The sequence below is a fragment of the Nonomuraea angiospora genome, assembly GCF_014873145.1.
GTDB lineage: Bacteria > Actinomycetota > Actinomycetes > Streptosporangiales > Streptosporangiaceae > Nonomuraea > Nonomuraea angiospora.
In genome coordinates, this window is record NZ_JADBEK010000001.1 from 6,406,169 (window position 1) to 6,431,829 (window position 25,661).

General features: G+C 69.5%; 24 protein-coding genes. 12 read left to right on the top strand and 12 right to left on the bottom strand.

Features of this window, described 5'->3' with window-relative positions:
• Positions 1 to 90: 90 nt before the first annotated feature.
• Together H4W80_RS28850 and H4W80_RS28855 are read right to left on the bottom strand one after the other, a co-directional pair.
• The gene (locus tag H4W80_RS28850; RefSeq protein ID WP_192787953.1) at positions 91 to 1,779 is read right to left on the bottom strand and encodes an ABC transporter transmembrane domain-containing protein; all 1,689 of its coding nucleotides are present in this window, start codon (positions 1,777 to 1,779) and stop codon (positions 91 to 93) included.
• A 77-nt stretch (positions 1,780 to 1,856) separates the two neighbouring features.
• Positions 1,857 to 3,059 (bottom strand): MFS transporter, encoded by a 1,203-nt coding sequence (locus H4W80_RS28855; RefSeq protein WP_192787954.1) that lies wholly within the window; start codon positions 3,057 to 3,059, stop codon positions 1,857 to 1,859.
• A 45-nt stretch (positions 3,060 to 3,104) separates the two neighbouring features.
• Between H4W80_RS28855 and H4W80_RS28860 the strand changes: the two genes are divergently transcribed.
• Genes H4W80_RS28860 through H4W80_RS28880 form a run of 5 tightly spaced genes read left to right on the top strand, consistent with a single transcriptional unit; the run spans position 3,105 to position 10,103 of the window.
• The gene (locus H4W80_RS28860) at positions 3,105 to 6,599 is read left to right on the top strand and encodes a nitrate reductase subunit alpha (protein WP_192787955.1); all 3,495 of its coding nucleotides are present in this window, start codon (positions 3,105 to 3,107) and stop codon (positions 6,597 to 6,599) included.
• Complete coding sequence (gene narH / locus H4W80_RS28865; protein ID WP_192787956.1) at positions 6,599 to 8,206, top strand: nitrate reductase subunit beta; 1,608 nt, start codon at positions 6,599 to 6,601, stop codon at positions 8,204 to 8,206. Before H4W80_RS28860 ends, narH begins: the two co-directional genes overlap by 1 nt.
• Positions 8,203 to 8,757 (top strand): nitrate reductase molybdenum cofactor assembly chaperone, encoded by a 555-nt coding sequence (gene narJ / locus H4W80_RS28870; RefSeq protein ID WP_192787957.1) that lies wholly within the window; start codon positions 8,203 to 8,205, stop codon positions 8,755 to 8,757. Before narH ends, narJ begins: the two co-directional genes overlap by 4 nt.
• The gene (narI, locus tag H4W80_RS28875) at positions 8,754 to 9,434 is read left to right on the top strand and encodes a respiratory nitrate reductase subunit gamma (RefSeq protein WP_192787958.1); all 681 of its coding nucleotides are present in this window, start codon (positions 8,754 to 8,756) and stop codon (positions 9,432 to 9,434) included. The genes narJ and narI overlap by 4 nt, the downstream gene beginning before the upstream one ends.
• Before the next feature lie 48 nt (positions 9,435 to 9,482).
• Complete coding sequence (locus H4W80_RS28880; protein ID WP_192787959.1) at positions 9,483 to 10,103, top strand: phosphotransferase; 621 nt, start codon at positions 9,483 to 9,485, stop codon at positions 10,101 to 10,103.
• A 7-nt stretch (positions 10,104 to 10,110) separates the two neighbouring features.
• Here H4W80_RS28880 and H4W80_RS28885 read toward each other — a convergent pair whose 3' ends face one another.
• Both H4W80_RS28885 and H4W80_RS28890 read right to left on the bottom strand, forming a co-directional pair.
• Complete coding sequence (locus H4W80_RS28885) at positions 10,111 to 10,776, bottom strand: phosphotransferase (protein ID WP_192787960.1); 666 nt, start codon at positions 10,774 to 10,776, stop codon at positions 10,111 to 10,113.
• Between the two features lie 10 nt (positions 10,777 to 10,786).
• Complete coding sequence (locus tag H4W80_RS28890) at positions 10,787 to 11,287, bottom strand: GNAT family N-acetyltransferase (protein ID WP_192787961.1); 501 nt, start codon at positions 11,285 to 11,287, stop codon at positions 10,787 to 10,789.
• A gap of 61 nt (positions 11,288 to 11,348) precedes the next feature.
• Here H4W80_RS28890 and H4W80_RS28895 point away from each other — a divergent pair, with 61 nt between their 5' ends.
• Together H4W80_RS28895 and H4W80_RS28900 are read left to right on the top strand one after the other, a co-directional pair.
• Positions 11,349 to 12,428, top strand: coding sequence for a serine hydrolase domain-containing protein (locus H4W80_RS28895; protein WP_192787962.1), 1,080 nt, complete (start codon positions 11,349 to 11,351; stop codon positions 12,426 to 12,428).
• Between the two features lie 86 nt (positions 12,429 to 12,514).
• Complete coding sequence (locus H4W80_RS28900) at positions 12,515 to 12,730, top strand: hypothetical protein (RefSeq protein WP_192787963.1); 216 nt, start codon at positions 12,515 to 12,517, stop codon at positions 12,728 to 12,730.
• Between the two features lie 61 nt (positions 12,731 to 12,791).
• Here H4W80_RS28900 and H4W80_RS28905 read toward each other — a convergent pair whose 3' ends face one another.
• Positions 12,792 to 13,034, bottom strand: coding sequence for a hypothetical protein (locus H4W80_RS28905; protein ID WP_192787964.1), 243 nt, complete (start codon positions 13,032 to 13,034; stop codon positions 12,792 to 12,794).
• Between the two features lie 18 nt (positions 13,035 to 13,052).
• Positions 13,053 to 13,676, bottom strand: coding sequence for a TetR/AcrR family transcriptional regulator (locus tag H4W80_RS28910; RefSeq protein ID WP_192787965.1), 624 nt, complete (start codon positions 13,674 to 13,676; stop codon positions 13,053 to 13,055).
• Between the two features lie 80 nt (positions 13,677 to 13,756).
• Here H4W80_RS28910 and H4W80_RS28915 point away from each other — a divergent pair, with 80 nt between their 5' ends.
• Positions 13,757 to 15,223 carry a DHA2 family efflux MFS transporter permease subunit gene (locus tag H4W80_RS28915; RefSeq protein ID WP_192787966.1) on the top strand — a complete coding sequence of 489 codons (1,467 nt, stop codon included), beginning with the start codon at positions 13,757 to 13,759 and terminating at the stop codon, positions 15,221 to 15,223.
• The gene (locus tag H4W80_RS28920) at positions 15,220 to 16,014 is read left to right on the top strand and encodes an SDR family NAD(P)-dependent oxidoreductase (RefSeq protein ID WP_192787967.1); all 795 of its coding nucleotides are present in this window, start codon (positions 15,220 to 15,222) and stop codon (positions 16,012 to 16,014) included. Before H4W80_RS28915 ends, H4W80_RS28920 begins: the two co-directional genes overlap by 4 nt.
• Here the strand turns inward: H4W80_RS28920 and H4W80_RS28925 are convergent.
• The gene (locus H4W80_RS28925) at positions 16,002 to 17,156 is read right to left on the bottom strand and encodes an RtcB family protein (protein ID WP_318787106.1); all 1,155 of its coding nucleotides are present in this window, start codon (positions 17,154 to 17,156) and stop codon (positions 16,002 to 16,004) included. The two genes, H4W80_RS28920 and H4W80_RS28925, sit on opposite strands and share 13 nt — an antisense overlap.
• Positions 17,157 to 17,309: 153 nt before the next feature.
• Entirely contained in the window at positions 17,310 to 17,597 is a 288-nt protein-coding gene (locus tag H4W80_RS28930; RefSeq protein ID WP_192787968.1) for a DUF4287 domain-containing protein, read from the bottom strand.
• Positions 17,598 to 17,689: 92 nt separating this feature from the next.
• Between H4W80_RS28930 and H4W80_RS28935 the strand changes: the two genes are divergently transcribed.
• Positions 17,690 to 18,337 (top strand): winged helix-turn-helix transcriptional regulator, encoded by a 648-nt coding sequence (locus H4W80_RS28935; RefSeq protein WP_192787969.1) that lies wholly within the window; start codon positions 17,690 to 17,692, stop codon positions 18,335 to 18,337.
• Positions 18,338 to 18,363: 26 nt separating this feature from the next.
• Here the strand turns inward: H4W80_RS28935 and H4W80_RS28940 are convergent, their stop codons facing one another.
• On the bottom strand, positions 18,364 to 19,833 hold the full coding sequence (locus H4W80_RS28940) for an AAA family ATPase (RefSeq protein WP_192787970.1): 1,470 nt from the start codon (positions 19,831 to 19,833) through the stop codon (positions 18,364 to 18,366).
• A 349-nt stretch (positions 19,834 to 20,182) separates the two neighbouring features.
• On the opposite strand from H4W80_RS28940, the gene H4W80_RS28945 reads away from it, so the two are divergent.
• Together H4W80_RS28945 and H4W80_RS28950 are read left to right on the top strand one after the other, a co-directional pair.
• Positions 20,183 to 21,277 carry a helix-turn-helix domain-containing protein gene (locus H4W80_RS28945; RefSeq protein ID WP_225963717.1) on the top strand — a complete coding sequence of 365 codons (1,095 nt, stop codon included), beginning with the start codon at positions 20,183 to 20,185 and terminating at the stop codon, positions 21,275 to 21,277.
• Complete coding sequence (locus tag H4W80_RS28950; protein WP_192787971.1) at positions 21,274 to 21,822, top strand: PIN domain-containing protein; 549 nt, start codon at positions 21,274 to 21,276, stop codon at positions 21,820 to 21,822. The genes H4W80_RS28945 and H4W80_RS28950 overlap by 4 nt, the downstream gene beginning before the upstream one ends.
• 315 nt (positions 21,823 to 22,137) lie before the next feature.
• Here the strand turns inward: H4W80_RS28950 and H4W80_RS28955 are convergent, their stop codons facing one another.
• From H4W80_RS28955 to H4W80_RS28965, 3 genes are read right to left on the bottom strand one after another with little or no spacing between them, the layout of a single operon-like run.
• The gene (locus H4W80_RS28955) at positions 22,138 to 22,878 is read right to left on the bottom strand and encodes a succinate dehydrogenase/fumarate reductase iron-sulfur subunit (protein ID WP_192787972.1); all 741 of its coding nucleotides are present in this window, start codon (positions 22,876 to 22,878) and stop codon (positions 22,138 to 22,140) included.
• The gene (locus H4W80_RS28960; protein WP_192787973.1) at positions 22,875 to 24,797 is read right to left on the bottom strand and encodes a fumarate reductase/succinate dehydrogenase flavoprotein subunit; all 1,923 of its coding nucleotides are present in this window, start codon (positions 24,795 to 24,797) and stop codon (positions 22,875 to 22,877) included. Before H4W80_RS28960 ends, H4W80_RS28955 begins: the two co-directional genes overlap by 4 nt.
• A complete protein-coding gene (locus H4W80_RS28965; protein ID WP_192787974.1) occupies positions 24,797 to 25,576 on the bottom strand; it encodes a succinate dehydrogenase cytochrome b subunit in 780 nt (259 codons plus the stop codon). Before H4W80_RS28965 ends, H4W80_RS28960 begins: the two co-directional genes overlap by 1 nt.
• Between the last annotated feature and the right edge of the window lie 85 nt (positions 25,577 to 25,661).

The window sequence follows — 25,661 nt, forward strand, 5'->3', positions numbered from 1 at the left end:
CGAGTGGTCCCATCCGGCCCAGAGTGGAGGCGGGTCTGGGAGCCGAGAGTGGGCAGGGGGCAGCGCTTCCCGTGGGTCCGGGGCATGAGGTCAGTCCTCTCCGCGGGTCACGGTGGCGGCGTAGTGTGGTGAGCTGTCCAGCAGTTGGCGGTGCGTGCCCTCGGCGAGCACCCGCCCGTCCTGCACGTAGACGACGTGGTCGGTGCGGTCGAGCACCAGCGGGCTGGTCGTGCAGATCAGCGTGGTCTTGCCGGCCCGGGCCTTGGCGAGGCGTTCGGCGATGCGGGCCTCGCTGTGGGCGTCGACGGCGCTGGTGGGCTCGACCAGGATGAGCACCTCGGGGTCGGCCAGCAGCGCGCGGGCCAGGCGCAGCCGCTGCTGCTGCCCACCCGAGAACTCCCGCCCCGCCTCGGCCACCGTGGCCGACAGCCCGTCGGGCAGCGCCTCCACGATGTCCTCGGCGCAGGCCGCGTGCAGAGCCTCGCGCAGTTGCGCGTCGGAGGCCTCGCCGCGCACGTCGAGCTCGTCGCGCAGGCGGCCGGTGAACAGCCGGGCGCCGTTGTCGGCGACCAGGATGCGGGCGCGGACCTCGTCGATGGGCAGCGTGGACAGGTCGGCCGGGCCGAACGTGACGTCGCCGTCGGCGTAGCGGCCGAGCCGGTCGGCGATGGCGATGGCGTCATCGGAGGTGTCCGCCGCGACCGCCGTGAGGCAGCCGGGCTGGAGGGTCACGCCGCTGTAGGAGTCGCGCAGCACGCCGCCCGCGCTGGCGCCGGTGCCGCCGGTGACCTCGGGCTGGATGGACAGGATCCGGATCACGCGCCCGGCCGCCACGTGGCCCTTGGTGAGCTTGTCGGCGGCCTCGGTGAGCGTCCGCATGGGGCCGATCAGGAAGACCGCGTAGAGGTAGAACGCGACGAGCTGCCCGGTGGGGATCTCCCCGGCGACGGCGAACGAGGCGCCGACGCCGGTGACGACCGCGATGAGCAGGCCGGGCAGCACGATCTGGGCGCCTTCGAGCACGGACTCGATCCCGGCCACGCTCACCCCGGCCCGCCGCACCCGCTGCGACTCGGCCCGGTAGCGGTCGGAGAACACCTGCTCCCCGCCGATCCCGCGCAGCACCCGCAGGCCCGCCACGATGTCGGCGGCCCTGGTGGACAGCTCGCCGGACAGCTCGCGCTGGCCCGCCTGACGCTTGTGCAGGGGCCTGAGCAGCGGCCCCACGGCCGCGGTCATGAGCGGCACGCCGAACAGGACCAGCAGCCCGAGCGGCAGCGAGGTCGAGATGAGGATCACCGTGACGGTGACGATGGCCACGATGGCGCCGGTGCCGCGCAGCAGGATGTCGATGGAGTTGCCGATGTGGGCGATGTCGGAGTTGCCGACGCTGACGACCTCACCGGTCGAGAGCCGCTTCGGCAGCGTGGCGCCCAGCCTGGCGGACTGCCTGGCGGTCAGCTGCACGGTGCGGTAGGCGGCGGCCAGCCAGTTGTAGACGGCCATCCGGTGCCGCATGATCCCGGTGAACGCCTGCATCAGCCCCAGCCCGAACAGGACCGACGCCCAGAGCAGCAGCCCCTCGGTGTCCTTGGCGGTGACGGCGTCGATGCCCTTGCCGAGCGCAGCCGGCATCAGCGCCTGCACCAGCCACCACAGCGTGGCGAAGCCGATGCCCGCGAGAAGGGGTGCCGACTGCCGCCGCGCGTTCCACCACAGGTAGCGGAGCGGGCTGCGGATGTCGGGCACGCCGGGATCGGCTTCAGGAAGGGATCGCATGGCCTGACAAGGTTGACAAGGCGCACCCCGGCTCGGCAAACGGTTTTCGAGCTGCTGGAACGTACGAAAACCCGCCACTAAAGCGTCCGGAATGCCCGGTACGTGTACGTGAGCGCCGCCAGCGCAGTCACCGCCAGCAGCAAATATCCCACCGTGTACGCCCCCGTCACGGTGAAGACGACCCCCATCACCAACGGCGGGAAGTACCCGCCCAGCCCTCCGGCCGCCCCGACGAGCCCGGTCACCGCCCCCACCCTGGACGCCTCGACCAGCCTGGCCACCAGGGCGAACACGCCGCCGGTCCCGAGGCCCAGGAAGAACGCCATGAGCACGAAGCTCACCCCGGCGGGCACCTCGGGCGGCGGCCGCAGGGCCAGCACCAGCGCCATCACCACGATCCCGCCGAGCGAGCCGAACAGCACCCTGACCGGCCCGATCCGGTCGGAGATCGCCCCGCCCAGCGGTCTCGCCAGCACGGCCGCGATGGAGAACCCGGCCGTACGCAGCCCGGCGTCGGTCTGGGCGAAGCGGTACACGTTCTGCAGCAATGTCGGCAGATAAGTGGAAAAGGCTACGAAACCACCAAAAGTCACTGCATAGAGGAACGCGCACTGCCAGGTCGCCTTGATCCGCGCCGCCTCCCGTATCCCACGCAAGGCGGACGCCCCCGCGGCCGACCCAGCAGGCGACCCAGCAGGCGACCCAGCAGGCGACCACGCGGGTGAGTCCCGGCTTCCGCCCAGCATGATCACTCCCATCAGCGCCAGCACCGCCGCCATCAGCACATGCGCCCCCGCCCGCCCGAACTCCTCCACCAGTCGCGGCGTGAAGAACGACGACAGCGCCGTCCCACCCATGCCCGCCCCGAAGACGCCGGTCGCGAACCCCCGGCGCGCGGGCTCGTACCAGGCGTTCACGAACGGGATGCCGACCGCGAACGACGTCCCCGCAATCCCCAGCAGGAACCCCCAGAACAGCAGCCACCCGTACGAACCGGACCACCCGACGAGCAGCACCGGCACGATCGACACGAAACAGATGACCGCGAACATCCGCCGCCCGCCGAGCCGGTCCGTCAGCACCCCCACCGGGATCCGCCCCAGCGCCCCGACGACCACCGGGATCGCCACCAGCAGCGAGGTCTGGGTCGGCGACAGCCCCAACTGCCCGCTGTAGCTCCCGGACAGGGGCCCTATGAGGTTCCAGGCCCAGAACGTCACCGCGAACGCCGCAGTGGCCAGGGCCAGGTTCGGCACCTGACCTTTACGAAGCTCAGACATACACCCTGTGTAACAGAGAGTCACTATGTGTGATGAAGTGGGGGTATGAGTGCGGAGGAGCTTTTGCTGAAGACCGGTCGCTATCTGCGCAGATCGGTCACCAGCGCCGATCTGCACACCCTCTACCTGAAAGGCGGCGTCGAGGGAGACATCTTCTACCGCGACCGGTGGAGTCACGACAAGGTGGTCCGCTCCACGCACGGCGTGAACTGCACGGGCTCGTGCTCCTGGAAGGTGTTCGTCAAGGACGGCATCATCACCTGGGAGGCGCAGGAGACCGACTACCCGAGCGTGGGCCCCGACCGCCCCGAGTACGAGCCGCGCGGCTGCCCGCGCGGCGCCGCCTTCTCCTGGTACACCTACTCGCCGACCCGGGTCCGCTACCCGTACGCCCGGCGCGTCCTGGTCGAGATGTACCTGGAAGCGAAGAAACGCCTGAACGGCGACCCGGTCGACGCATGGGCATATGTCGTGAAAAATCCGGTGAAACGGCGTCGCTACCAGTCCGCCCGGGGCACCGGCGGCCTCGTCCGCGTCACCTGGGACCTCGCCACCGAGATGATCGCCGCCGCCCACGTCCACACCATCCAGCGGTACGGTCCCGACCGGATCGCCGGCTTCTCCCCTATCCCCGCCATGTCGATGGTCTCCCAGGCGGTCGGCTCCCGGTTCCTGTCGCTGATCGGGGGCGCCATGCTCTCCTTCTACGACTGGTACGCCGACCTGCCCGTGGCCTCCCCCCAGGTCTTCGGCGACCAGACCGACGTGCCGGAGTCGGCCGACTGGTGGGACGCCGCGTACCTGATGATGTGGGGCGCGAACGTCCCCGTCACCCGCACCCCCGACGCGCACTGGATGGCCGAGGCCCGCTACCGGGGCCAGAAGGTCGTCGTGGTCTCCCCCGACTACAGCGACGCCGCCAAGTTCGCCGACGAGTTCGTCAGCGTGCGGCCCGGCACGGACGGCGCGCTGGCCATGGCCATGGGGCACGTGCTGCTCAAGGAGTTCTTCGTCGAGCGCGGGACGCCCTACTTCACCGACTACGTCAAGCGCTTCACCGACCTGCCCTTCCTCGTCCGCCTCGAGGAGCGCGCGGGCGCGTACGTGCCCGGCAGGTTCCTCACCGCCAAGGACCTGGGCTCCGAGGAGGAGGCGGCCGAGTGGAAGACCGTGCTCATGTCGGAGGCCGGCGAGCCCGTCGTGCCGAACGGCTCGGCCGGCTTCCGCTGGACCGAGTCCGGCAAGGGCCGCTGGAACCTCGACCTCGGCACCGACCCCAAGCTCACCCTGTACGGGGGCGAGCCGGCCGAGGTCCTGCTGCCCCGCTTCGACGGCGGCCCTTCGGCGCGCAGGGGCGTCCCGGTGACCCGGGTCGGGGAGCACCTGGTGACCACGGTGTTCGACCTGCTGCTGGCCCAGTACGGGGTGGCGCGCGACGGGCTCCCCGGCGTCTGGCCGGCGGGCTACGAGGACGCCGGGGAGCCGTACACGCCGGCCTGGCAGGAGGGGATCACGGGCGTGCCCGCCGGGAGGGCGGTGAAGATCGCCCGGGAGTTCGCGCGGACGGCCGAGTCGACCCGGGGCAGATGCATGATCATCCTCGGGGCGGGCACCACGCAGTGGTTCCACGGCGACACGATCTACCGGGCGTTCCTGTCGCTCCTCCTGCTGACCGGCTGCCAGGGCCGCAACGGCGGCGGCTGGGCGCACTACGTGGGCCAGGAGAAATGCCGGCCTCTGGCCGGCTGGGCGCTGCTGGCGGGCGCCCTCGACTGGGCCCGGCCGCCGCGGCAGGTTCCGGGCACGCCGTACTGGTACCTGCACACCGACCAGTGGCGCTACGACCACTTCGACGCGGGCGACCTGGCCTCGCCGCTCGGCCCCGGCACGTTCCGCGGCAAGCGCACCTCGGACCTGGTGGTGGAGGCCGTCAAGAACGGCTGGATGCCGATGGCCCCGACGTTCGACCGCAACCCCCTGGAGCTGGGCGACGCCGACGACCCCATCGCCTTCACCCGCGAGGAGCTCCGCTCGGGCCGGCTCGGCTACGCCGCCGAACGCCCGGACGACCCGCGCAACTGGCCCCGCGTGCTCATGCTCTGGCGCTCGAACCTCTTCGGCTCCTCCGCCAAGGGCAGCGAGTACTTCCAGCACCACCTCCTCGGCGCCATCTCCAACCTGGAGGACCCCGACGACCGGGCCCCGAGCGGCAAGCTGGACCTCCTGGTCACGCTGGACTTCAGGATGACGTCCTCGACGATCTTCTCCGACATCGTGCTCCCGGCCGCCACCTGGTACGAGAAGCACGACCTGTCGTCCACGGACATGCACCCGTTCGTGCACGCGTTCAACCCGGCGATCAGCCCACCCTGGGAGACAAAGACCGATTTTTCGGCCTTTCATGCCATCGCTCGCACCTTCAGCAAGCTCGGCGAGAAGCACCTCGGCGTCCGCCGGGACGTGGTCGCGACGGCGTACCAGCACGACACCCCGGGCGAGCTGGCGACGGGCGGCGGGCCCGAGCTCAAGGTGGTGGAGCGCGACTACGGCGCCATCGCCGAGAAGCTGGCGGCGCTCGGCCCCCTCACGGAGAAGCTGGGGATCCCGGTCAAGGGCGTGACGTTCATGCCCGACGAGGAGGTGACCTGGCTGGGCCAGTCGTGCGGCCTGGTGCCGCGCGGCGCGGCCAAGGGCCGGCCGGAGCTCGACACCGACGCCAAGGCGTGCGAGGCGATCCTGGCCCTGTCGGGCGTCAGCAACGGCAGGCTGGCCGCGCAGGGCTTCAGGCAGCTCGCCGAGCGTACGGGCACCGACTTCGAGGACCTGGTCAGCGTCTGGCACCGGATCGTCTTCTCCGACACCCAGGCCAGGCCGGTGCAGGTCGCCGCCAGCCCCGAGTGGTCGGGCAAGGAGTCGCACGAGCGCCGCTACTCCCCCTTCACGATCAACGTCGAGAACGGCAAGCCCTGGCACACGCTCACCGGCCGCATGCACTTCTTCCTCGACCACGACTGGATGCACGAGTACGGCGAGTCGCTGCCGGTCTACCGCCCGCCGCTGGACCTGGCAGCACTGTTCGGGGAGGCGGGCACGCTGCGCTACCTGACCCCGCACAGCAAGTGGTCGATCCACTCCGAGTTCCAGGACAACCTGCTCATGCTGTCGCTGTCGAGGGGCGGCCCGACGATCTGGATGTCGGTCGAGGACGCGGCCGGGCTCGGGATCGCCGACAACGACTGGATCGAGGCGGTCAACCGCAACGGCGTGGTCGTGGCCAGGGCGATCGTCTCGCACCGCATGCCGAAGGGCACGGTGTACATGTACCACGCGCAGGAGCGCCTGATCGACGTGCCCAAGTCGGAGGCGACCGGCCGCAGGGGCGGCATCCACAACGCGCTGACGAGGGTGCTCATCAAGCCCACCCACATGATCGGCGGCTACGCCCAGCTCTCGTACGGCTTCAACTACTTCGGCCCCACCGGCAACCAGCGCGACGAGATCACCACCATCCGCCGCAGATCACAGGAGGTGCGCTTCTGATGGCGAAGATCATGGCCCAGATCGCCATGGTGATGAACCTGGACAAGTGCATCGGCTGCCACACCTGCTCGGTCACCTGCAAGCAGACCTGGACCAACCGGGCGGGCGTCGAGTACGTCTGGTTCAACAACGTCGAGACCCGCCCCGGCCAGGGCTACCCGAGGCGCTACGAGGACCAGGAGCGCTGGCGCGGCGGCTGGACGCTCGACAAGCGGGGCAGGCTCAAGCTCAGGGCGGGCGGCCGGCTCCGCAAGCTGCTCACCATCTTCGCCAGCCCCCTCATGCCCGCGCTCCGGGACTACTACGAGCCCTGGACGTACGACTACGAGAACCTCATCAAAGCGCCCCTCTCCGAGGACGTCCCCGTCGCGCCGCCCAGGTCGCTCATCAGCAACCGGCCCACCAAGATCGAGTGGAGCGCCAACTGGGACGACGACCTCGGCGGCGACCCCTCGCCCGACCCCGTGCTCGCCAAGGTCTCGGACCAGGTCAAGCTGGCCTTCGAGCAGGCGTTCATGTTCTACCTGCCGCGCATCTGCGAGCACTGCCTCAACCCGTCGTGCGTGGCCTCGTGCCCCTCGGGCGCCCTGTACAAGCGGGCCGAGGACGGCATCGTGCTCGTGGACCAGGACAGGTGCCGGGGCTGGCGCATGTGCGTGACGGGCTGCCCGTACAAGAAGGTGTACTTCAACCACAAGACCGGCAAAGCGGAGAAGTGCACGTTCTGCTACCCGCGCGTGGAGGTCGGGCTGCCGACGGTCTGCTCGGAGACCTGCGTGGGGCGCCTGCGCTACCTGGGGGTCCTGCTGTACGACGCCGACCGCGTGGCGGCGGCCGCCTCGGTGGCCAACGAGCGCGACCTGTACGAGGCCCAGCTCGACCTGTTCGTCGACCCGTACGACCCGGCGGTGGACGCCGCGGACCTGCCTGCCGACTGGGTGGAGGCCGCGCGGAGATCCCCGGTGTACGACCTGATCAAGAAATATCGGATAGCGCTGCCGTTGCACCCGGAGTACCGCACCCTCCCGATGGTCTGGTACGTCCCGCCGCTCTCCCCCGTCGTGGACGCGCTCGCCGAAGGAGGCCACGACGGCGAGGACGCGGTCAACCTGTTCGCCGCCATCGAGTCGCTCCGCATCCCCGTCGGCTACCTGGCCGAGCTGTTCACCGCCGGCGACCCGACGCCCGTGACCGCCGCGCTGCGCCGGCTCGCGGCGATGCGCTCGTACATGCGCTCCGTCAACCTGGGCGAGCCGCCCGTCCTGGCGGACACGGGCCTGCCGGAGGACCAGGTACGCGACATGTACCGGCTGCTGGCGCTGGCCAAGTACGAGGAGCGGTACGTGATCCCGACCGCCTTCGGGAACATCCCGCCCGGGATCGTGGAGGAGGGCGGCTGCAGCCTCGACTACGACGGGGGGCCGGGGATGCAGGCCCCGTTCGGCGAGGGGTCGGGCCGGCCCGTCCCGGTCTCGGTGGAGACCTTCCACAGCCTGAAGCAGCGCCAGACCAGTGACGAGATCACCCACGACCGGGTGAACCTACTCAACTGGGACGGCCGCGGCGTCCCCGCCGGCCTGTTCCCGACCAAGAGGAGAAGATCATGAGCAGCGCCGTCGTCTGGCAGGCCGCCGCCCACCTCCTCGCCTATCCCGACGAGCGCTTCTGGCACCGGCTCCCGCTCATCAAGGAGGCCGCCGAGCCGCACTTCGGGGCGTTCCTGACGCGCGCCTCCGACCTCGGGCCCGGCGAGCTGGCCGCGCACTACGTGGAGACGTTCGACCTGCACCGGCGCTGCTGCCTCTACCTCACCTACTACGCCGACGGCGACACCCGCCGCCGCGGCCGGTCGCTGGCCGCGCTGAAACAGCGCTACCGGGCGGCCGGGTGGGAGCTGATGGACGACGAACTGCCCGATTTCCTGCCGGTGATGCTGGAGTTCGCCGCGCTCGATCCCTCGGGCGCCGAGCTCCTCAGGGAGCACAGGCCGGGGCTGGAGCTGCTGCTCACGGCCCTGACCGATCGCGACTCGCCGTACGCGTGCGTGATCGGCGCGGTGTGCGCGGCCCTGCCGCCGATCACCGCCGCCGAGCGGCTCCAGGCCACGCGCCTGGCCCAGGCCGGGCCGCCGGCCGAGACCGTGGGAGGTTACCTGTGAGCTGGGCGGAGAGCACGCTCTGGGTGGTCCTGCCGTACCTGACCCTGCTGGTCTTCGTGGGCGGGCTGATCTGGCGCTACCGCTACGACAAGTTCGGCTGGACGACCCGCTCGTCCCAGCTCTACGAGGGTCCGCTGCTGCGCGTGGCCAGCCCACTGTTCCACTACGGCCTGGTCTTCGTGATCGTCGGCCACGTGACCGGCCTGCTCGTCCCGGTGAGCTGGACCGACGCGATCGGCGTGTCCAACGCCGCCTACCACCTGAACGCCCTCGTCTGGGGCGGGCTCGCGGGCCTGGCCACGCTGGTGGGGCTGGCCCTGCTGATCTACCGCCGCCGCGCCACCGGCCCGGTGTTCCTGGCGACCACGGCCAACGACAAGACGATGTACGCGGTGCTGGCCGCCTCGATCGTGGCGGGCGTGGTGACGACGGTCGCGGGGTTCGTGCCGAGCGACGTCAGCTACCGGACCACGGTCGCGCCCTGGTTCCGCGGCATCTTCGTCCTCCAGCCGGACGCCACCGCGATGCGTCAGGCCGACATCCTTTACAAGGTGCACACGCTCATCGGGATGGCGCTGTTCGTACTTTTCCCGTTCAGCCGCCTGGTGCATGCTCTTTCCGCCCCGTTGGGCTATTTGTTCCGTCCTTACATCGTGTATCGGAGTCGCACCCGATAGCGTGCCGGGGCGTCTGGCAGGGGCGGGAGTAGGCCAGAATCGACCCTTGTGAAGCACGGGTACACCAACAGCACAGTCGGCGACGGCGCCCTGATCGTGAAGTGCTACCAGGGCCCGGAGGCGGCGTTCCGGCTGGGCACGGAGAGCAGATACCTGCGCCGGCTGCGCGGCCGGCTCCCGGTCCCCCGCGTTCACCAGGTCACCTCGACCAGCCTGACCACCCGCTTCGTCTCCGGCGCCCACGGCCAGGACCTCATCGACGAGGGGCACGGCGCCGAGGTGCTCGCCGAGTGCGGCCGGGTCCTGTCGGGCATCCACCGGCTGGGCATCGTGCACGGCGACTTCGGCCCGCAGAACATGCTGTTCGACCCGGCCACGTTCCGGACGACCGCGATCCTCGACTGGGAGTGGGCCCACCCCGGGCGCCCGGTCGAGGACCTCGCGTGGTGCGAGTGGATCATCCGCAGCCACCACGCGGAGCACGTACCGCTGCTCTCGCGCTTCTTCGCCGCGTACGACGGGCCCGTCCCCTCGTGGGCGGAGCGCCAGGAGGCCATGGTGGAGCGCTGCCGCAGTCTGATCGACTTCTGCGGCCGCTGGGAGCCCGGCGGGGCGGGCGAGAAGCTCTGGCACGAACGCCTCGACACCACGGCCGCCTGGACGGAGTAACGGCGCCTTACCGTAAGCCGCGGATCAGCTCCACCGCCGCGTCCACCAGCCCGGCCTCCCGCTCGGTGAGCGCCCTGTCGGCGGCCCGGCGCGCCCTGGCCCGGTCGAGCCCTTCGCCGAAGTCCATGGCGGAGCCCAGCCCGGCGACCAGCGCGACGAGGCCCCGCCGCGCCACCTCGGCGAACTCGACCTCGTCCACGGCCGCCTGCGCGAAGATCACCGCGGACATCGCGCAGTCGAACCCGGGCGGCCCGTCCTGGCTGTTGCACCAGTCGATCACGACCGGACCGCGGGGCGTCAGCATGACGTTGTCGGGGTGCAGGTCCAGATGCAGCACCCGGTCACCGGGATCGGCGGACGCCAGCGCCGGGATCTCGTGCAGGCGCCGCAGCAGCCCGGCGATGATCCCGCCCGCCTCCTCGGCCGTGATCTCCCCGTCGAACAGCGCCCGCAACATCGTCGGCCCCGGCAGCCGCCCCATCACCAGCTCGGTGGCCGACCCCGCGTCGGGGTAGAGCTCGGGCACCGGATATCCGTGGCCGGCCACGTGCGCGATGACCGCCGCCTCCCGCCGCGCGTCGATCGGTATCCGGTAGCGGCGTAAGACCCGCTCGTCGTCGATCGCGTACACGTCCGCGGTGCGCCCGGACCCCAGCAGCTCGCCGACCTCCATGCGGCGCAGCCTACCGACGCTGGCCGTAGACGTGGACCTGCTGTCCTCGGTACTCGGTATCGCGCAGGTGGGAGTGGCCGATGCGTTCGGCGACGGAGACGGACCGCGCGTTGCCGGGCAGGATGAGAGAGATCACTTCCGTCGCGCCGAGCGTGCCGAAGCAGTAGTCGAGGGCCGCCCGCGCCGCCTCGGTGGCATAGCCCTTGCCCCAGTGGTCGCGGGCCAGGCACCAGCCGACTCCCAGCCCCGGGAAGCCATAGGGCCGCCAGGGCCCCGCCCGCCCGGCGAACCGGCCCGTGGCCTTCTCGACCAGCGCCCAATGCGAGTAGCCGCGGATCTCCCTGTGCCCGATGAACGTGGCGAGGCTCCGCCAGGCGTCGGCCCGGGAGGTCCCCACGCTCTCCGCCAGCCCGTCCGCGACCTCGGGATCGGCGAGCATCCTGGCGTAGTCGTCGAAGTCATCACCCGTCAGCGGCCTCATGACAAGTCGTTCCGTCTCGAGCACGACCATGACCAGGAGTATGCCAAAAAATCCGTGGCCCGCCCGCGGGGACCCGGGCTACGTTCCGTCCATGGCCGAGATCCATGGTGTGTGCGAGGACCGCTTCGCCGAGGTGCGCGAGCTGCTGGCCGCCTCCCTGGACAAGGACGACGTCGGCGCCTCGGTGGCCGTCCACGTGGACGGCGAGCCGGTGGTGGACATCTGGGGCGGGTACGCCGACGCGGCCCGCACCGTCCCCTGGGAGCGCGACACCATCACCAACGTCTGGTCCACCACCAAGCCGATGACGGCGCTGTGCGCGCTGATCCTCGCCGACCGGGGTGAGCTCGACCTGGCCGCGCCGGTCGCCGCCTACTGGCCGGAGTTCGCCGCCGCGGGCAAGGAGCGGGTGCTCGTACGCCACCTGCTCTCCCACACCGCCGGCCTGCCCACCTGGGACGAGCCGATGACGGTCGAGGACCTCTACGACTGGCGGCTGGCCACGACGCGGCTGGCCGGGCAGGCGCCGCGCTGGGAGCCCGGCGCCGAGGCCGGATACCACGCGATCACCCAGGGTTTCCTGGTCGGGGAGGTCGTCCGCCGCGTCACCGGGCGCAGCCTGGGCGCCTTCTTCGCCGAGGAGGTGGCCGGGCCGCTGGGGGCGGACTTCCACATCGGCCTCGCCGCCGAGCACGACCCCCGGGTCGCCCCCGTCATCCCGCCCCCGACGCCCATGGAAGCCCCGCCCGACCTGCCCGCCAATCCCGCGCTGCGGCCCGAGGAGGCCAACACCACCCCCTGGCGGCGCGCCGAGATCCCGGCCGGCAACGGGCACGGCAACGCCCGCTCGGTCGGCCTCGTACAGTCGGTCCTGGCCTGCGGCGGGACGCTGCGCGGCGTGCGGCTGCTGTCGGAGGAGGGCTGCGCGCGGGCCGTCGAGGAGCAGTTCCGGGGCTTCGACCGGGTCCTGGGCACGCGGATGTGGTACGGCATGGGCTACGGGCTGCTGGAGCCGCGTACGTGCTTCTGGGGCGGGATGGGCGGCTCGCTGGTCGTGATCGACCTCGACGCCCGCATGACGGTGGCGTACGTGATGAACCGGATGCTCAGCCAGGGCGACGACCGCGGCATGGGTTTCCTGCTGGCCGCCTACCAGGCGCTGTCCTCCTGACGCATTTGTGGCCGCTCTATAGCGGTCTTGTAGGGCCGTCCATGATCGTTGTATGCGGAACCCCCCGGAGGAAGGAAAGATCACGCATGCGCGTTCGTGCAGGTATCGTCGCCGCGGGCATCGCGGCGCTGGCCGCCATCGGCGTCGCCGCCCCCGCCCAGGCGGCCAGCTGGACATACATCGGCGAATACACCAGCTACAGCAAGTGTGTGGACATGGGCCAGTCGTACAAGCGTGAGGGCTGGAACGAGTACAAGTGCTCGCTCAACGGCACCGGCTGGTACTACCTCTGGGTCAGGTAGTCCCCGTTTCCCGGCGGCGCCTCCTCGCGAGAGGGGGCGCCGTTCGCGTGCCGAGACGCCGCTAGGAGACCTGGCGGGACTCGTCGTTCGCGCTGCTGCGGATCTGCTGGATGCGCTGCTTGGTCAGGCCGAGCAGCTCGCCGATGTCCCCGTCCGACAGGCCGGGCAGCGCGTGGTGGAAGACGGGCTTGGGCGGCTGCGCCCGGTCGGCGAAGAGGAACGGCAGCCCCTCGGAGTCCACCAGGTGCGGGGTCTCCCCGGGGTAGAGCGGGACGATCGCGCGGGGCTTGCCCGCTACCGACAAGGGACCTTGTCGGCGAGATTAGTCAGCGCTCCAGGCATCGAGGAACGCCCGGACCGCGGCGCGCGCCAGCTCTCGCAGCTCGCCCTCCGGGATCGTCCGGGTGCCCATCTGCGAACGGGCCTCCAGCGGGCCGACGAGCAGGGCCATGAACTGCTCGGCCGCGAGGTCGGGATCGGCGGCGCGCAGGCGCCCCGCGAGCGCGAGCCGGGCCATCCGGTCGGCGAGGGCCTGGTTGAGGCGGTCGGGGCCGCTCTCCTTGACGATGTCGAGGATGTCGGGAAAGCGGGTGATCTCCGAGTAGAGCAGCCGGCGCAGCGCGCACGAGCGCCCGTCGGTGTGCAGGCGCAGCAGCTCGTCGGCGACGCCCTCCAGCGTGGCACGCAGGTCCTCGCCCGGATCGGCCAGCGGCTCCAGGGCGGCCAGGCGGGCGTTCAGCGTCATCTGCGCGGCGGCCTCGACGGCGCCCCTGAACAGGGTGGCCTTGTCCGTCATGTGGTTGTAGACCGTCGGCTTGGCGACGCCCGCCTCGTCCGCGATGTCCTGCACGCAGGCCTGCGCGTAGCCGAGCCGGGCGAACACGGCGAACGCGCCCTCCAGGATCGCCTGCCGCTTGTCGATGCGCCCGCGCGTGGTGGTGGCCATGCCTCCGAATTGTACCCGCCAGTTCAACTTCATGGACGTACGGGTTGCGGGCAAACGCATGAGGTAACTACTTTGAACCCATGAGTTCAAATACGCCGGACGACCGGATGGACGCGCGGCTGCTGGGCATGATCGGCGTGATCCTGCTCGGCGGCCTGCTGGGCATCCTCAACAGCACGATGGCCGCCGTCGCCATCGACACCCTGGCCGCGACCTTCGAGACCTCGCTGAGCACGATCGGCTGGACGTCCACCGGGTTCCTGCTGGCCGTGACGGCCACCATCCCGTTCACCACCTGGGCCGTCGACCGGTTCGGCGGCAAGCGGCTGTGGCTGGCCGGGCTGGCGCTGTTCCTCGCCGGATCGCTCGGGGCCGGGGCGGCCTGGGACGTGGGCGCCCTGATCGTGTTCCGCGTGGTGCAGGGGTTCGGGGCCGGGCTGCTCGACCCCCTCGTGCTGATCCTGCTGGCCCGCGCCGCCGGGCCGCGCCGGGCCGGACGGGTGATGGGCCTGATGGGCGTGGTCCTGTCCCTGGGGCCCGTGCTCGGGCCGATCGCGGGCGGCGCCGTGCTGGCCGGCCTGTCGTGGCGCTGGATGTTCCTGCTCAGCGTGCCCTTCGGCCTGGTGGCGCTGCTGCTCGCGCTGCGCGTGATCCCCGCCGACGAGCCGTCCGCCGGGCCGCCGGCACGCCTCGACGTCGTGGGGCTGGCGCTGCTCGGGCCCGGGTTCGCGGCCGTCGTCCTGGCCCTGTCGCAGACGGCCGAACAGGGCGCGTTCACCGCCTGGCAGGCGCTCCTCCCGCTGGGCGCGGGCCTGGCGCTGCTGCTCGCCTATGCCCTACACGCCCTGCGCGCCCCCGCCGTCGCGTCCGGAGGCTTGGGCACCTCCGGCAACCGCCGAACTCCCCCCTTGATCGACCTGCGGCTGTTCACCAACCGGGGCTTCACCGCCAGCGTCGCGATCATGGGCCTCGGCGGGCTGGCCCTCTTCGCCGCCCTGTTCGCCCTGCCCCTGTACTACCAGCAGGCCCACGGGCACGGCGTGCTCGCCGCCGGGCTGCTGATGGCGCCGCTCGGGCTCGGCGGCGCGCTCGCCATGCCGCTGGCCGGGCGGCTCTCGGACCGCGTCGGCGCCCGCGGCCTGGCCGTCGGCGGCGCGCTCGTGGCCGGGCTCAGCGCCCTCGCCTTCACCCGGATCGGCGCGGACACGCCCGAGCTCTGGCCGGCGCTGGCGGCGTTCACGATCGGGCTGGGCAGCGGGTGCTTCAGCGCGCCCACGATGGGCTCCCTCTACCGGGCGCTGCCACCGTCCATGGTGGCGCAGGGCAGCTCGGTGCTCTACATGCTCAACCAGCTCGGCGCGGCGCTCGGCGTCGCCGTGGTCACGCTCATCCTCCAGACCGCCGGAGACGTGATCAGCGGCTTCCACGGCATCTTCTGGCTCGTCGTGGCGGTGATCGTGATCATCCTGGCCGCCGTCCCGCTGCTGCCGGGCCGGCCCCGTACGCAGGCCGTACCGGCAGCCGAGCCTGCGAGGAGCACGTCATGAGGACACTGGTGATCAGCGGCGGCACGGACGGCATGGGACGGGCGCTCGCCCGCACCTACCTCGAACGGGGCGACACCGTGGTCGTCATCGGCCGCGACAGGTCCAAGGCCCTCCCCGGGGCGGTGTTCATCCCGGCGGACCTGAGCCTGATCAGCGAGAACCTGCGGGTGATCGACGAGATCAACGCCAGGTTCCCCGTCGTGGACGCGCTCGTGTTGTGCGCGCGCTACTTCCGTACGCACCGGTTCGTGACGGCGGAGGGCGTGGAGGGGACGTTCGCGCTGGACTACCTGAGCCGCTTCCTGCTCAGCTACGGCCTCACGGCGCCCCGCCTCATCGTGAACGTGTCAGGCCCGGGCGAGCCGACCGATCTCATCCACTGGAACGACCTCATGCTCGAACGCCGGTACGACGGCATGACCGCCCAGTTCCAGGCCGGCAAGGCGAACGACCTGCTCGGCGTGGCCTTCGCCGCCCGGCACGGCAGCCGCACCCGCTATGTCCTCATGCACCCCAAAGGCGTCTCGACGAGCGTCGCCGGCGAGTTCGACGCGACGACCGCCGCGCACGTGGAGGCGCTCAAGAAGCACGGACTGCCGGTCGAGGAGGGCATCAAGCCGATCGTCGCCCGCCTCGACGACCCGCCCGCCGAGCCGCTCAGCGCCTTCATCCGAGAACGCCGGATCGCCCTCGCCCCCAGGCCCTTCGACCCGGCCGCCGCGGAACGACTCCACGAGCTCACGCTGAAGGTGATCGACTCGACGGGGAATCGAGTGTCCTACCCCTTGTAGTTGAAGATCTGGCGGAGCGTGTGCTGGACCTCCACGAGATCCCGCTGGTCCGCCATCACCTGGTCGATCGACTTGTACGCCTCGGGGTGCTCGTCCACCAGCGCGGCGGCCCGATCCGCGTTCCAGGTGCGGCCGCTCATGGCCGCGGTGAGCGAAGCTGCGGACAGCTCCCGCTTCGCCTTCGTCCGCGACATGCGGCGGCCCGCGCCGTGGGAGCACGAGTTGTACGACTCGGGGTTGCCGCGACCGCGCACGATGTACGAGCGCGTGCCCATCGAACCCGGGATCACGCCCTCGTCACCGGTGTCGGCCTTGATGGCGCCCTTGCGGGTGATCCACAACGTCTTGCCGTAGTGAGTCTCCTGCTGCGTAAAGTTATGGTGACAATTGATAGTACGTACCCGTTCGCCCTTGCCGACGACCTTGAACAGGGCGTTGATCAGGACCCGGTCCATCCGCGCCCGCGAGGCCATGGCGTAGTGCTGCGCCCACAGCATGTCCTCGATGTACGCGGTGAACTCCGGCGTGCTCTGCACGAGATACGCCAGGTCCGGGTCCTCGAGGGTCGCCTCCTGCTTCTTCATCAGCTTCTTCGCGCCCGTGATGTGCATCTGGGCGAGCTGGTTGCCGATGCCGCGCGAGCCCGAGTGGAGCACCGTCCAGACGTGGTCGCGCTCGTCCAGGCAGACCTCGACGAAGTGGTTGCCCGAGCCGAGCGTGCCGAACTGGTCGCTCACCTTCTTGGCCTGCTTGGGGGTGAGGTCGGTGTGCGGGAGCCCCAGGTCGCTGAGCGCACGGTCGACCGCCGGGTCCTCGTGCCCCTTGCCGACGCCGGCGGGGATGCGGTGCTCCACCATCGGCATCAGGGCGGCGAGGGTCTGGGGCAGGTCGGCGGCCGTGAGCGTCGTCTCGGTCGCCACCATGCCGCAGCCGATGTCCACGCCGACGGCGGCCGGGATGATCGCGTTCTCCGTGGGGATCACCGAGCCGACCGTCGCACCGATGCCGACGTGCGCGTCGGGCATGAGAGCGACGTGGCCGGAGATGAACGGCAGGCGGGCGGTGCGAGCGGCCTGCATGATCGCGCCTTCGTCGATCTCGCTGGCCCATGACAGCAGGTTCGGTGCGGGCTGGTTCGGCACGGGTGAAATCTCCTCACTGGTTCTTGATCAGTGTGGCGTGACCAGGAAGGATTTCCCACCCAATTTTATCGAGGACAGGGCGATTCTGCGGGTTGCGAGCACGTGCGGCCCCCAGACGCCCATGCCCTTGCTCCGGGCTACCGGGTCGACTCGTCAGGGCCGGCTGTCCTTGCCGTCCAGCCATAGCGTGTCGGACTCATCGCGATGGGAACCCGAGCTGCCGACGTGTTTGGCGTCGATCTTCGGCCCCTTTTTGATCACGTGCACCAACGCCATCGCGTGCCCACGTCCAAGGTCGTAGTCCTGCTTCAGCCAGTCAACGATCGCTCCGGCTTTCACGGACGGTTCGTCGAAGCCACGCTCCTTCGCCAGAGCGATGAACTCACGTGGAGTCAGTCCGGTCTTGTCCTCGATGTTGTCGAGGTACGCCTGGAACGACATGCGTTTCTCCATTTCATGGGAGGCCTGTGAGCAGCAAGCTTGTCTTTTGCAAGTATAGTTTGTCAACTGAAGCATGCTGTAAGATCTGCATCATGGCGTCTCGGGAGTACGGACAGTTCTGCGGCCTGGCCCGCGCGATGGAGATGGTCGGCGAACGGTGGAGCATGCTGATCATCCGCAACCTCCTCACCGGGGCCCAGCGCTTCACGGACCTGCACAAGGGCTTGCCCGCCATCCCGACCAACATCCTGTCGGCCCGCCTCAAACAACTCGAAGAGACAGGACTGGCCACCCGTCGCGCGCTCCCGCATCCCGAACGCGCGGTCGTCTACGAGCTCACCGACTACGGACGCGACCTCGAACCGGCGCTGATCGCGCTGGGTCGCTGGGGCGCGCGGACACTCACCGAGCCTCGCCCCGGCGAGCTTGTCACCGCCGAGTCGGTCGCCATGTCCTTCCGCACTACTTACCGGCCGGAAGCAGCCCTTGGAGTCACCGTCGGCTACGAGGTCCGCATGGGCGATCTCACGCTCCGCCTGCAGATCACCGATGGAACGCTCACGGTCGGCATCGGCCGGCACCCCGCCCCCGACCTCGTCATCGAACGGCTCACCGGCCACCCCATCCGCGAACTGATGAGTGGCAGCAGGACCCCCGGCGAAGTACTCCACGACGGCAGCGTGCGCGTAGAAGGCGATCCCGCGCTGCTCGATCGATTCGCCGAGATGTTCCGCTTCTGATCAGCAGACCGGCCATGCCCCGCAGGTCAGTCCCCTGAATACATGCGGTTCAGGTCCACGAGCTCCACGTCCGCGCGCCCGCGCGCCGCCTCCACCAGATCGCCGGTGAATCCGGAGCGTGCGAACAACAGCAGTTTGGGCTGCGTGCCGATCCGGGCGTCGGGAAGCAGCGCGCGCAGGTGATCCAGCCGCTGGAGCTGGGGTACGTCCATGGGCGTGAGCGTGGCCTTGGCCTCGCCGATCGCGATGATCCGATCGGCGGCGAAGGAATTGGTCTCGGTCACCACGATGTCGAGCTCATGCCCTTTGCGGTGCGCTCGGCAGGGGATTTCGCTCGGGCGTACGGCACTGGCGATTCCACCGAGCGTGTCGCCGGAGGCATGAAGGAAGCACCACTCCCGGGCGAGATCTTCGAAATGGGGACCGTAGATCTTCGAGGCCACCGTGTCGGCGTTGGAACGCCAGACGCGGGGGGCCTGGCCGCTGACGAGCTCGGGCTCGCGGCGCTGCGTGATCAACTGGTGCAGACGGACGATCGGCTCGGCGATGCGGAAAACGCTGCGCTTTTCACGCAACGCGTCGTCGACCTGCTCGACGAGGCCGATGCTCCGCAGACCGCTGAGCAGATGTGCCAGCGCGCTCACGGGACGGCCGAGGGCGGCGGCGATCTCCGAGCGACGCTGGTTACCCGCACTGATGGCGCTCAGCGTGGCCGCGTACGAGGTGGGGTCGGAAATCGAGGGCTCCTCCCGCAGGAGCAGCCCGCCTTCGCGAAACATCGCCGAGGCGGGATTCAGCAACCACCGCTGCACCCATCGATCGAACCCCTCCAGGTCGGCCGGACCTGACCCTCCGCACATCTCCAGATAGGCGGGGGTGCCGCCGACGAGGGCATGCACTCGGAAAGCCAGCTCCGGGTCGCCGGTCAGGCCCCAGAAGGCAGCGGCATCGCGGAACCCGAAAGGCCGCACGATCAGCTCGAGCACCGCTCGGCCTCGTAGTGGCGCGCCGCCGCCCAGCAGCTGAGCCATCGCGGTCAACGCGCTGCCGCAGAGGATCAGACGGGTACGAGTGCGCTCCTTCGCGTATCCCGTCGGGCTCAACGCCTGCTGCAGGTAAGACGGCAGTGCCGGGGTCGCGGAGACCAGGTAGGGAAATTCGTCGACGATCACGGGCGTCGCCCGTTCCTCGCCGAGCCGGAACAGTTCGTCGAGCCCTTCCCGCCAGTTGCCGAACGAGACCGGCTGCCGCAGCCCGCGATAGGCGGCGTAGGCGGCGCCGAGATCGGCCAGGTTCTGTGCCTCTGTCTGCTGGGTGGCGGCGAACAGCAGGCCCCCGGTTTCCTGGGCGAGCAGTTCGAGCATGAGGGTCTTGCCCTGGCGCCGACGCCCGTAGACCAGCCCCAAGGTGGCGCCGTTGGCGGGGGCACTGGCGAAGTCGGCCAGTTCCTCCCACTCCGTGTCGCGCCCGAACAGGCGTTCCGGCTTCCGTAGCATTGCCGCACCACCTCCATCCATCAATGATGGATACAACTATGATAGGCATACCTATCATAGTTGACATCACCAGCCCATCCACACCGGGCAGAGATGGAGCATCTCCCACGCGGGTTCGTCCGACTCGCGACAGCAGACCGAGACGGAGCGCCGATCGGGGGACTCCTGATCGCCTCGCCGTCGCTCACCGTCTATAGATCCCTGATCCATCCAGGCGGGCGAAAAGCGGACATTTATTGAGGAGACATGCGCGATCTCCCACTACACCGCATGCCGCAGAAAGCAAAAGTTATCCCCAGGATGCCCGCCGTCCATGTACGCGCATCATTCGATGTGCGATTATCGCACCATGAGCACGCTCGACTGGAACGAGATCGGAGAGCGAGTCCGCGAAGCGCGACTAGCCATGCAACTGTCGCAGGACCAGCTGGCCCAGAAGACCGATCTCGACAGAACCATGATCAGCAAGATCGAGGCTGGTTCGAGACGGCTCGACGCACTGGAGCTCGCCAGGGTGGCCCGTGTGCTGGACATGCCCATCGGCCACTTCCTCAACGCGCCACCGGCGGTCATGTCACACCGCACACCGCTGGCCGAGGACACAGCGACCAATGCCGCCCAGGCCTCTTATCGCATCGACAGTGCGCTGGCGGCGTGGATCCGCGAAATCCGCATGCTGATGTCGTTGGGCGTACTTCAGCCAAAGCCGATCAAGCGATATCCGGGCAAAGTCAACGGGATTCCCGCAGCCGTTGAGGCCGCCAGGTGGTTGAGAGGCGAGCTCCACCTGGGAATGGCTGCCATCGAATCGATGGCAGACCTTTGCGAGCAGTGCGGCCAGTACATTCTGGTGATGGACCTCCCAGGAGACGGAGCGTCCGCCGTGGACGGCGATGTGGCGGCGGCGGTGGTGAGTCTCAACGGCGACCCCGGCCGGCGGCGAAGCACCGCGGCACACGAACTCGGGCATCTCATTCTTGGTGACGAGTACTCAACCGATGTGGGAGTCAGCGCTTCGCGGATGGAACGCGAAGAAGTGATCGACGCTTTCGCGGCAGAACTGCTCTTGCCATTGGAGGCTATTCGGCGTGCCAAGAGAACAGGGCAGCCGATCCGATCCACACTTGTCGGGCTGGCGGCTCAATACCGCACATCCTGGAGCCTGGCACTACGGCAGGCCCGAGCGGCCGAACTGATAAATCCGTCCGAAGAAAAGCGCCTGCGCGCAGGCCCGCCGACCTATGCGGAATTCAGGGACTCGGTGGGATGGACACCACAACCGGATCTCAGCTCCATCCGCGTGCCACCGAGTTTCGCGCACGCCGTCATGACGGCGTACCGGCTCGGCCGGATCACCAGCAGTCGCGCCCTGGAGTTGATGCATGGGCAGCTCGAAACGGTGTCGGACCTGCCGCCGAGGTCCGATGAGGACGAGGCTCCATGACGACCGCGACGCCGGGCGACCGATTGCCCCCACTCGTGGCCGACGCCATGGTGATCCACCATTTCGCGAAATCGGACCGCCTCGATGTTCTTGGGGCCAGCGTCTCCGAGCTGTCGACCACGCACATCGTCGCCGGGGAGGTGGACAAGTACTGCCATCTGTACCCAACCCTTAGATCGATCCGAGAGCTCGAGTGGTTGCGCGTGCTACCGCAGGACACCGATGAGGAACTGATCGCCTTCGAACGCTGGGTCAATCTGCTGGGTGCCGGCGAGCACGACCTGGGTGAGGCCAGCGTTTTCACCGCTGCCGAGATCCACCGGCTGGTTGCCATCACGGATGACCGGGATGCCACCAAGGTCGGACGTGCATGGGGGCTCGACGTCCACGGAACGGTGTGGCTGCTGACGCGACTTCACGGAATGGGCAAGATGACGCTCGTGGAAATCTGCGGGCATGTGGATGCGCTGAGGGATACCGGCATGCGTCTGCCTTGCACTGGACGCGAACTTCCGCGGTGGGCACGCGAACGCCGACTTCTCTGAGCCGACGACCCGCTTCTGCGACCGGTGCGCCGCCTCCGGCCTGCCCGAGTTGTGTGACCACTCGACACGGACGCGGACAACTCAACCCCGCCTCGATTCGAAGAGCCGGTATGCCCCGGCCCGGCGAAGACTTCGGTCCGGGGTGGGCTCCAGCAGGCCCAGCCGGTAACCAGGCAACGGGTGGGCCGGACCAGTCGCCGAAGGCGTGGGGTGCGCCGACAGGCGCCTCAATGAGAACAGCCTGAGCCCCGAGCGCGAAGCGCTCCCTTGGGGAAGCCCTTTTCGCTCGGGGCGGCAGTCCAGCAGGCTCACCTACTACTTGGCGTTGGCCTTCAGGTAGTCGGTGTTCATGCGGGCGATCGTGTCCAGCGGGATCCCCTTCGGGCACACCGCCGTGCACTCCCCCGTGTTCGTGCAGCCGCCGAACCCCTCCGCGTCCATCTGGTCCACCATGGCCTTGGCTCGGGACAGGCGCTCCGGCTGGCCCTGGGGCAGCAGGCTCAGGTGGGTGATCTTGGCGGCGGTGAACAGGGAGGCCGAGCCGTTCGGGCAGGCCGCCACGCAGGCGCCGCAGCCGATGCAGGTCGCCGCGTCGAAGGCCGCGTCCGCGTCCTCCTTGCGTACGGGGATGCTGTGGGCGTCCGGGGCCGAGCCGGCCGGGACCGAGACGAAGCCGCCCGCCTGGATGATCCGGTCGAAGGCGCTGCGGTCCACGACCAGGTCCTTGACGACGGGGAAGGGAGCGGCGCGCCACGGCTCGATCGTGATCGTGGCGTTGTCCTCGAAGTGGCGCATGTGCAGCTGGCACGTCGTCGTCGCGCGCTGCTCGCCGTGCGCGACGCCGTTGATGACCATGCCGCACATGCCGCAGATGCCCTCGCGGCAGTCGTGGTCGAAGGCGATCGGGTCGTCGCCCTCCAGGATGAGGCGCTCGTTGAGGACGTCCAGCATCTCCAGGAAGGACATGTCCGGGGAGACGTCCTCGACCTTGTACGTCACCATCCGGCCGGAATCGGCAGGGCCGTTCTGGCGCCAGACCTTGAGGGTGAGGTTCACTTGTAGCTCCGCTGGGTCATCTTGACGTACTCGTACTCGAGCGCTTCCTTGTGCAGCACCGGCCCGTCGGGCGTGGACTCCCAGGCCGACACGTGCGCGAAGTGCTCGTCGTCGCGCAGCGCCTCGCCGTCGGCGTCCTGGGACTCGGCGCGGAAGTGGCCGCCGCAGGACTCGGTGCGGACCAGGGCGTCCAGGCACATGAGCTCGGCCAGGTCGAAGAAGTCGGCGACGCGGCCGGCCTTCTCCAGGACCTGGTTCAGCTCCTCGGCCGTGCCGCTGACCTTGACGTTCTGCCAGAACTCCTCGCGCAGCTCGGGGATGCGCTCCAGGGCCTTGCGCAGCGACTCCTCGGTGCGCTCCATGCCGCAGTAGTCCCACATGAGCTTGCCCAGCTCGCGGTGGAAGGAGTCGGGGGTGCGGGTGCCGTTCACGGCCAGGAGCCGGTCGATCTTGCTCCGGACCTTGATCTCGGCCTCCGCCACGGCCTCCTCGTCCACGTCGCCGAACGGCCCGGCGGCCAGGTAGTCGCCGAGGGTGGTCGGCAGGACGAAGTAGCCGTCGGCCAGGCCCTGCATCAGCGCCGAGGCGCCGAGGCGGTTGGCGCCGTGGTCGGAGAAGTTGGCCTCGCCGATGACGAACAGGCCCGGGATCGTGGACTGCAGGTCGTAGTCCACCCACAGCCCGCCCATCGTGTAGTGGACGGCCGGGTAGATGCGCATCGGCACGTCGTACGGGTTCTCGCCGGTGATGCGCTCGTACATCTCGAAGAGGTTGCCGTACTTCTTCTCCACGGCGTCGCGCCCGAGACGCGCGATGGCGTCGCGGAAGTCCAGGTAGACGCCCAGACCGCCGGGGCCGACGCCGCGGCCCTCGTCGCAGACGTTCTTGGCGGCGCGGGAGGCGATGTCACGCGGGACCAGGTTGCCGAAGGCGGGGTAGATCCGCTCCAGGTAGTAGTCGCGCTCCTCGTCCGGGATGTCCCCGGGGGCGCGGGTGTCGTTCTTGCGCAGCGGCACCCAGACGCGGCCGTCGTTGCGCAGCGACTCCGACATCAGCGTCAGCTTCGACTGGTACTCGCCGGAGACGGGGATGCAGGTCGGGTGGATCTGCGTGTAGCAGGGGTTGGCGAAGTACGCGCCGCGCTCGTGCGCCCGCCAGATCGCCGTCGTGTTGCAGCCCTTGGCGTTCGTGGACAGGAAGAACACGTTCCCGTAGCCGCCGGTGGCCAGCACCACGGCGTCGGCGAGGTGGCGCTCGATCTCGCCGGTCACCATGTCGCGCACGATGACGCCGCGCGCCCGCCCGTCGGAGACGATCACGTCGAGCATCTCGTGCCGCGTGTGCATGGTCACGGTCCCGGCCGCGATCTGCCGCTCCAGCGCCTGGTACGCGCCCAGCAGGAGCTGCTGGCCCGTCTGGCCGCGGGCGTAGAACGTGCGGGAGACCTGGGCGCCGCCGAAGGAGCGGGTGTCGAGCAGGCCGCCGTACTCGCGGGCGAAGGGGACGCCCTGGGCCACGGCCTGGTCGATGATGTTCACCGAGACCTGGGCCAGGCGGTAGACGTTCGACTCGCGGGCGCGGAAGTCGCCGCCCTTCACCGTGTCGTAGAAGAGCCGGTAGATGCTGTCGCCGTCGCCGCGGTAGTTCTTGGCGGCGTTGATCCCGCCCTGCGCGGCGATGGAGTGCGCGCGGCGCGGCGTGTCCTGGTAGCAGAACGACTTGACGTTGTAGCCCAGCTCGCCCAGCGTCGCCGCGGCCGAGCCGCCCGCCAGGCCGGTGCCGACCACGATCACGTTGAGCTTGCGCTTGTTGGCGGGGTTGACCAGCTTCGCGCTGAACTTCCGCTTCTCCCAGCGCTCCTCGATGGGCCCGGCCGGAGCCTTGGTGTCCCGGATCTCCGGGCCTTCCGTGAACTTCATTACTTCACAACTCCGAAGGTGATCGCGAGCGGCGGCGCGAGGAACCCGATGACCAGCACGGCGGACACCAGCCCGGCGACCGGCCGAAGGGCCTTGTTCCGCGTGCGGTTGGCCCAGCCGAGGGTCTGGAAGGCGCTCCAGATGCCGTGCCGCAGGTGCAGGCCGACCATGACGACGGCGACCACGTAGATCAGGGTCACCCACCACCGGGACGGGTCGAAGCCGGCGATCATCCGGTCGGCGGGCGCGGAGTCGAAGCCCTTGGGGTTCACGACGCCGAAGGTCAGGTCCAGCAGGTGCCAGACGAGGAAGAGCAGGATCGTCAGGCCGCCGAACCGCATGATGTGGGTCGCGTAGCCGTTGGCCTGGGACTTCTTGGCGACGTACTTGACCGGCCTGGCCTGGTGGGCGCGGCGGGCCAGCGAGATCGCCGCCCACATGTGCAGGACGACCGACACGACGAGGCCGACCTCGAGGATGGTCAGCACCGTCCGATAGGGCGCGATCGGCTCAAGGAGCGTACGCAGCGCGTGGGCGTACTCGTTGAACGAGTCCCTGCCCAGGAAGATCTTGAGGTTGCCGAGCATGTGGAGGACGAGGAAGAGCACCATCACGGCCCCCGTGACGGCCATGACGGCTTTCTTGCCGCTGGACGAGCGCAGGAACCCGCCGGGCCTCCTGCTCGTTGGAGGGTTCTTGCGAGCGGTAACAGGCGCGGTGGCTGCGCCGCGCTCTATCGTGGCAGTCACGTCTTCAAACGCTAGGTATCCAGCAATCATCCGTCCAAGTCATGACGGGTCTGGTTTCGATAGCCACCAGCTATGATGCTTGGTTTGTACGGTCGCCCCACGGAAACGACGCCGC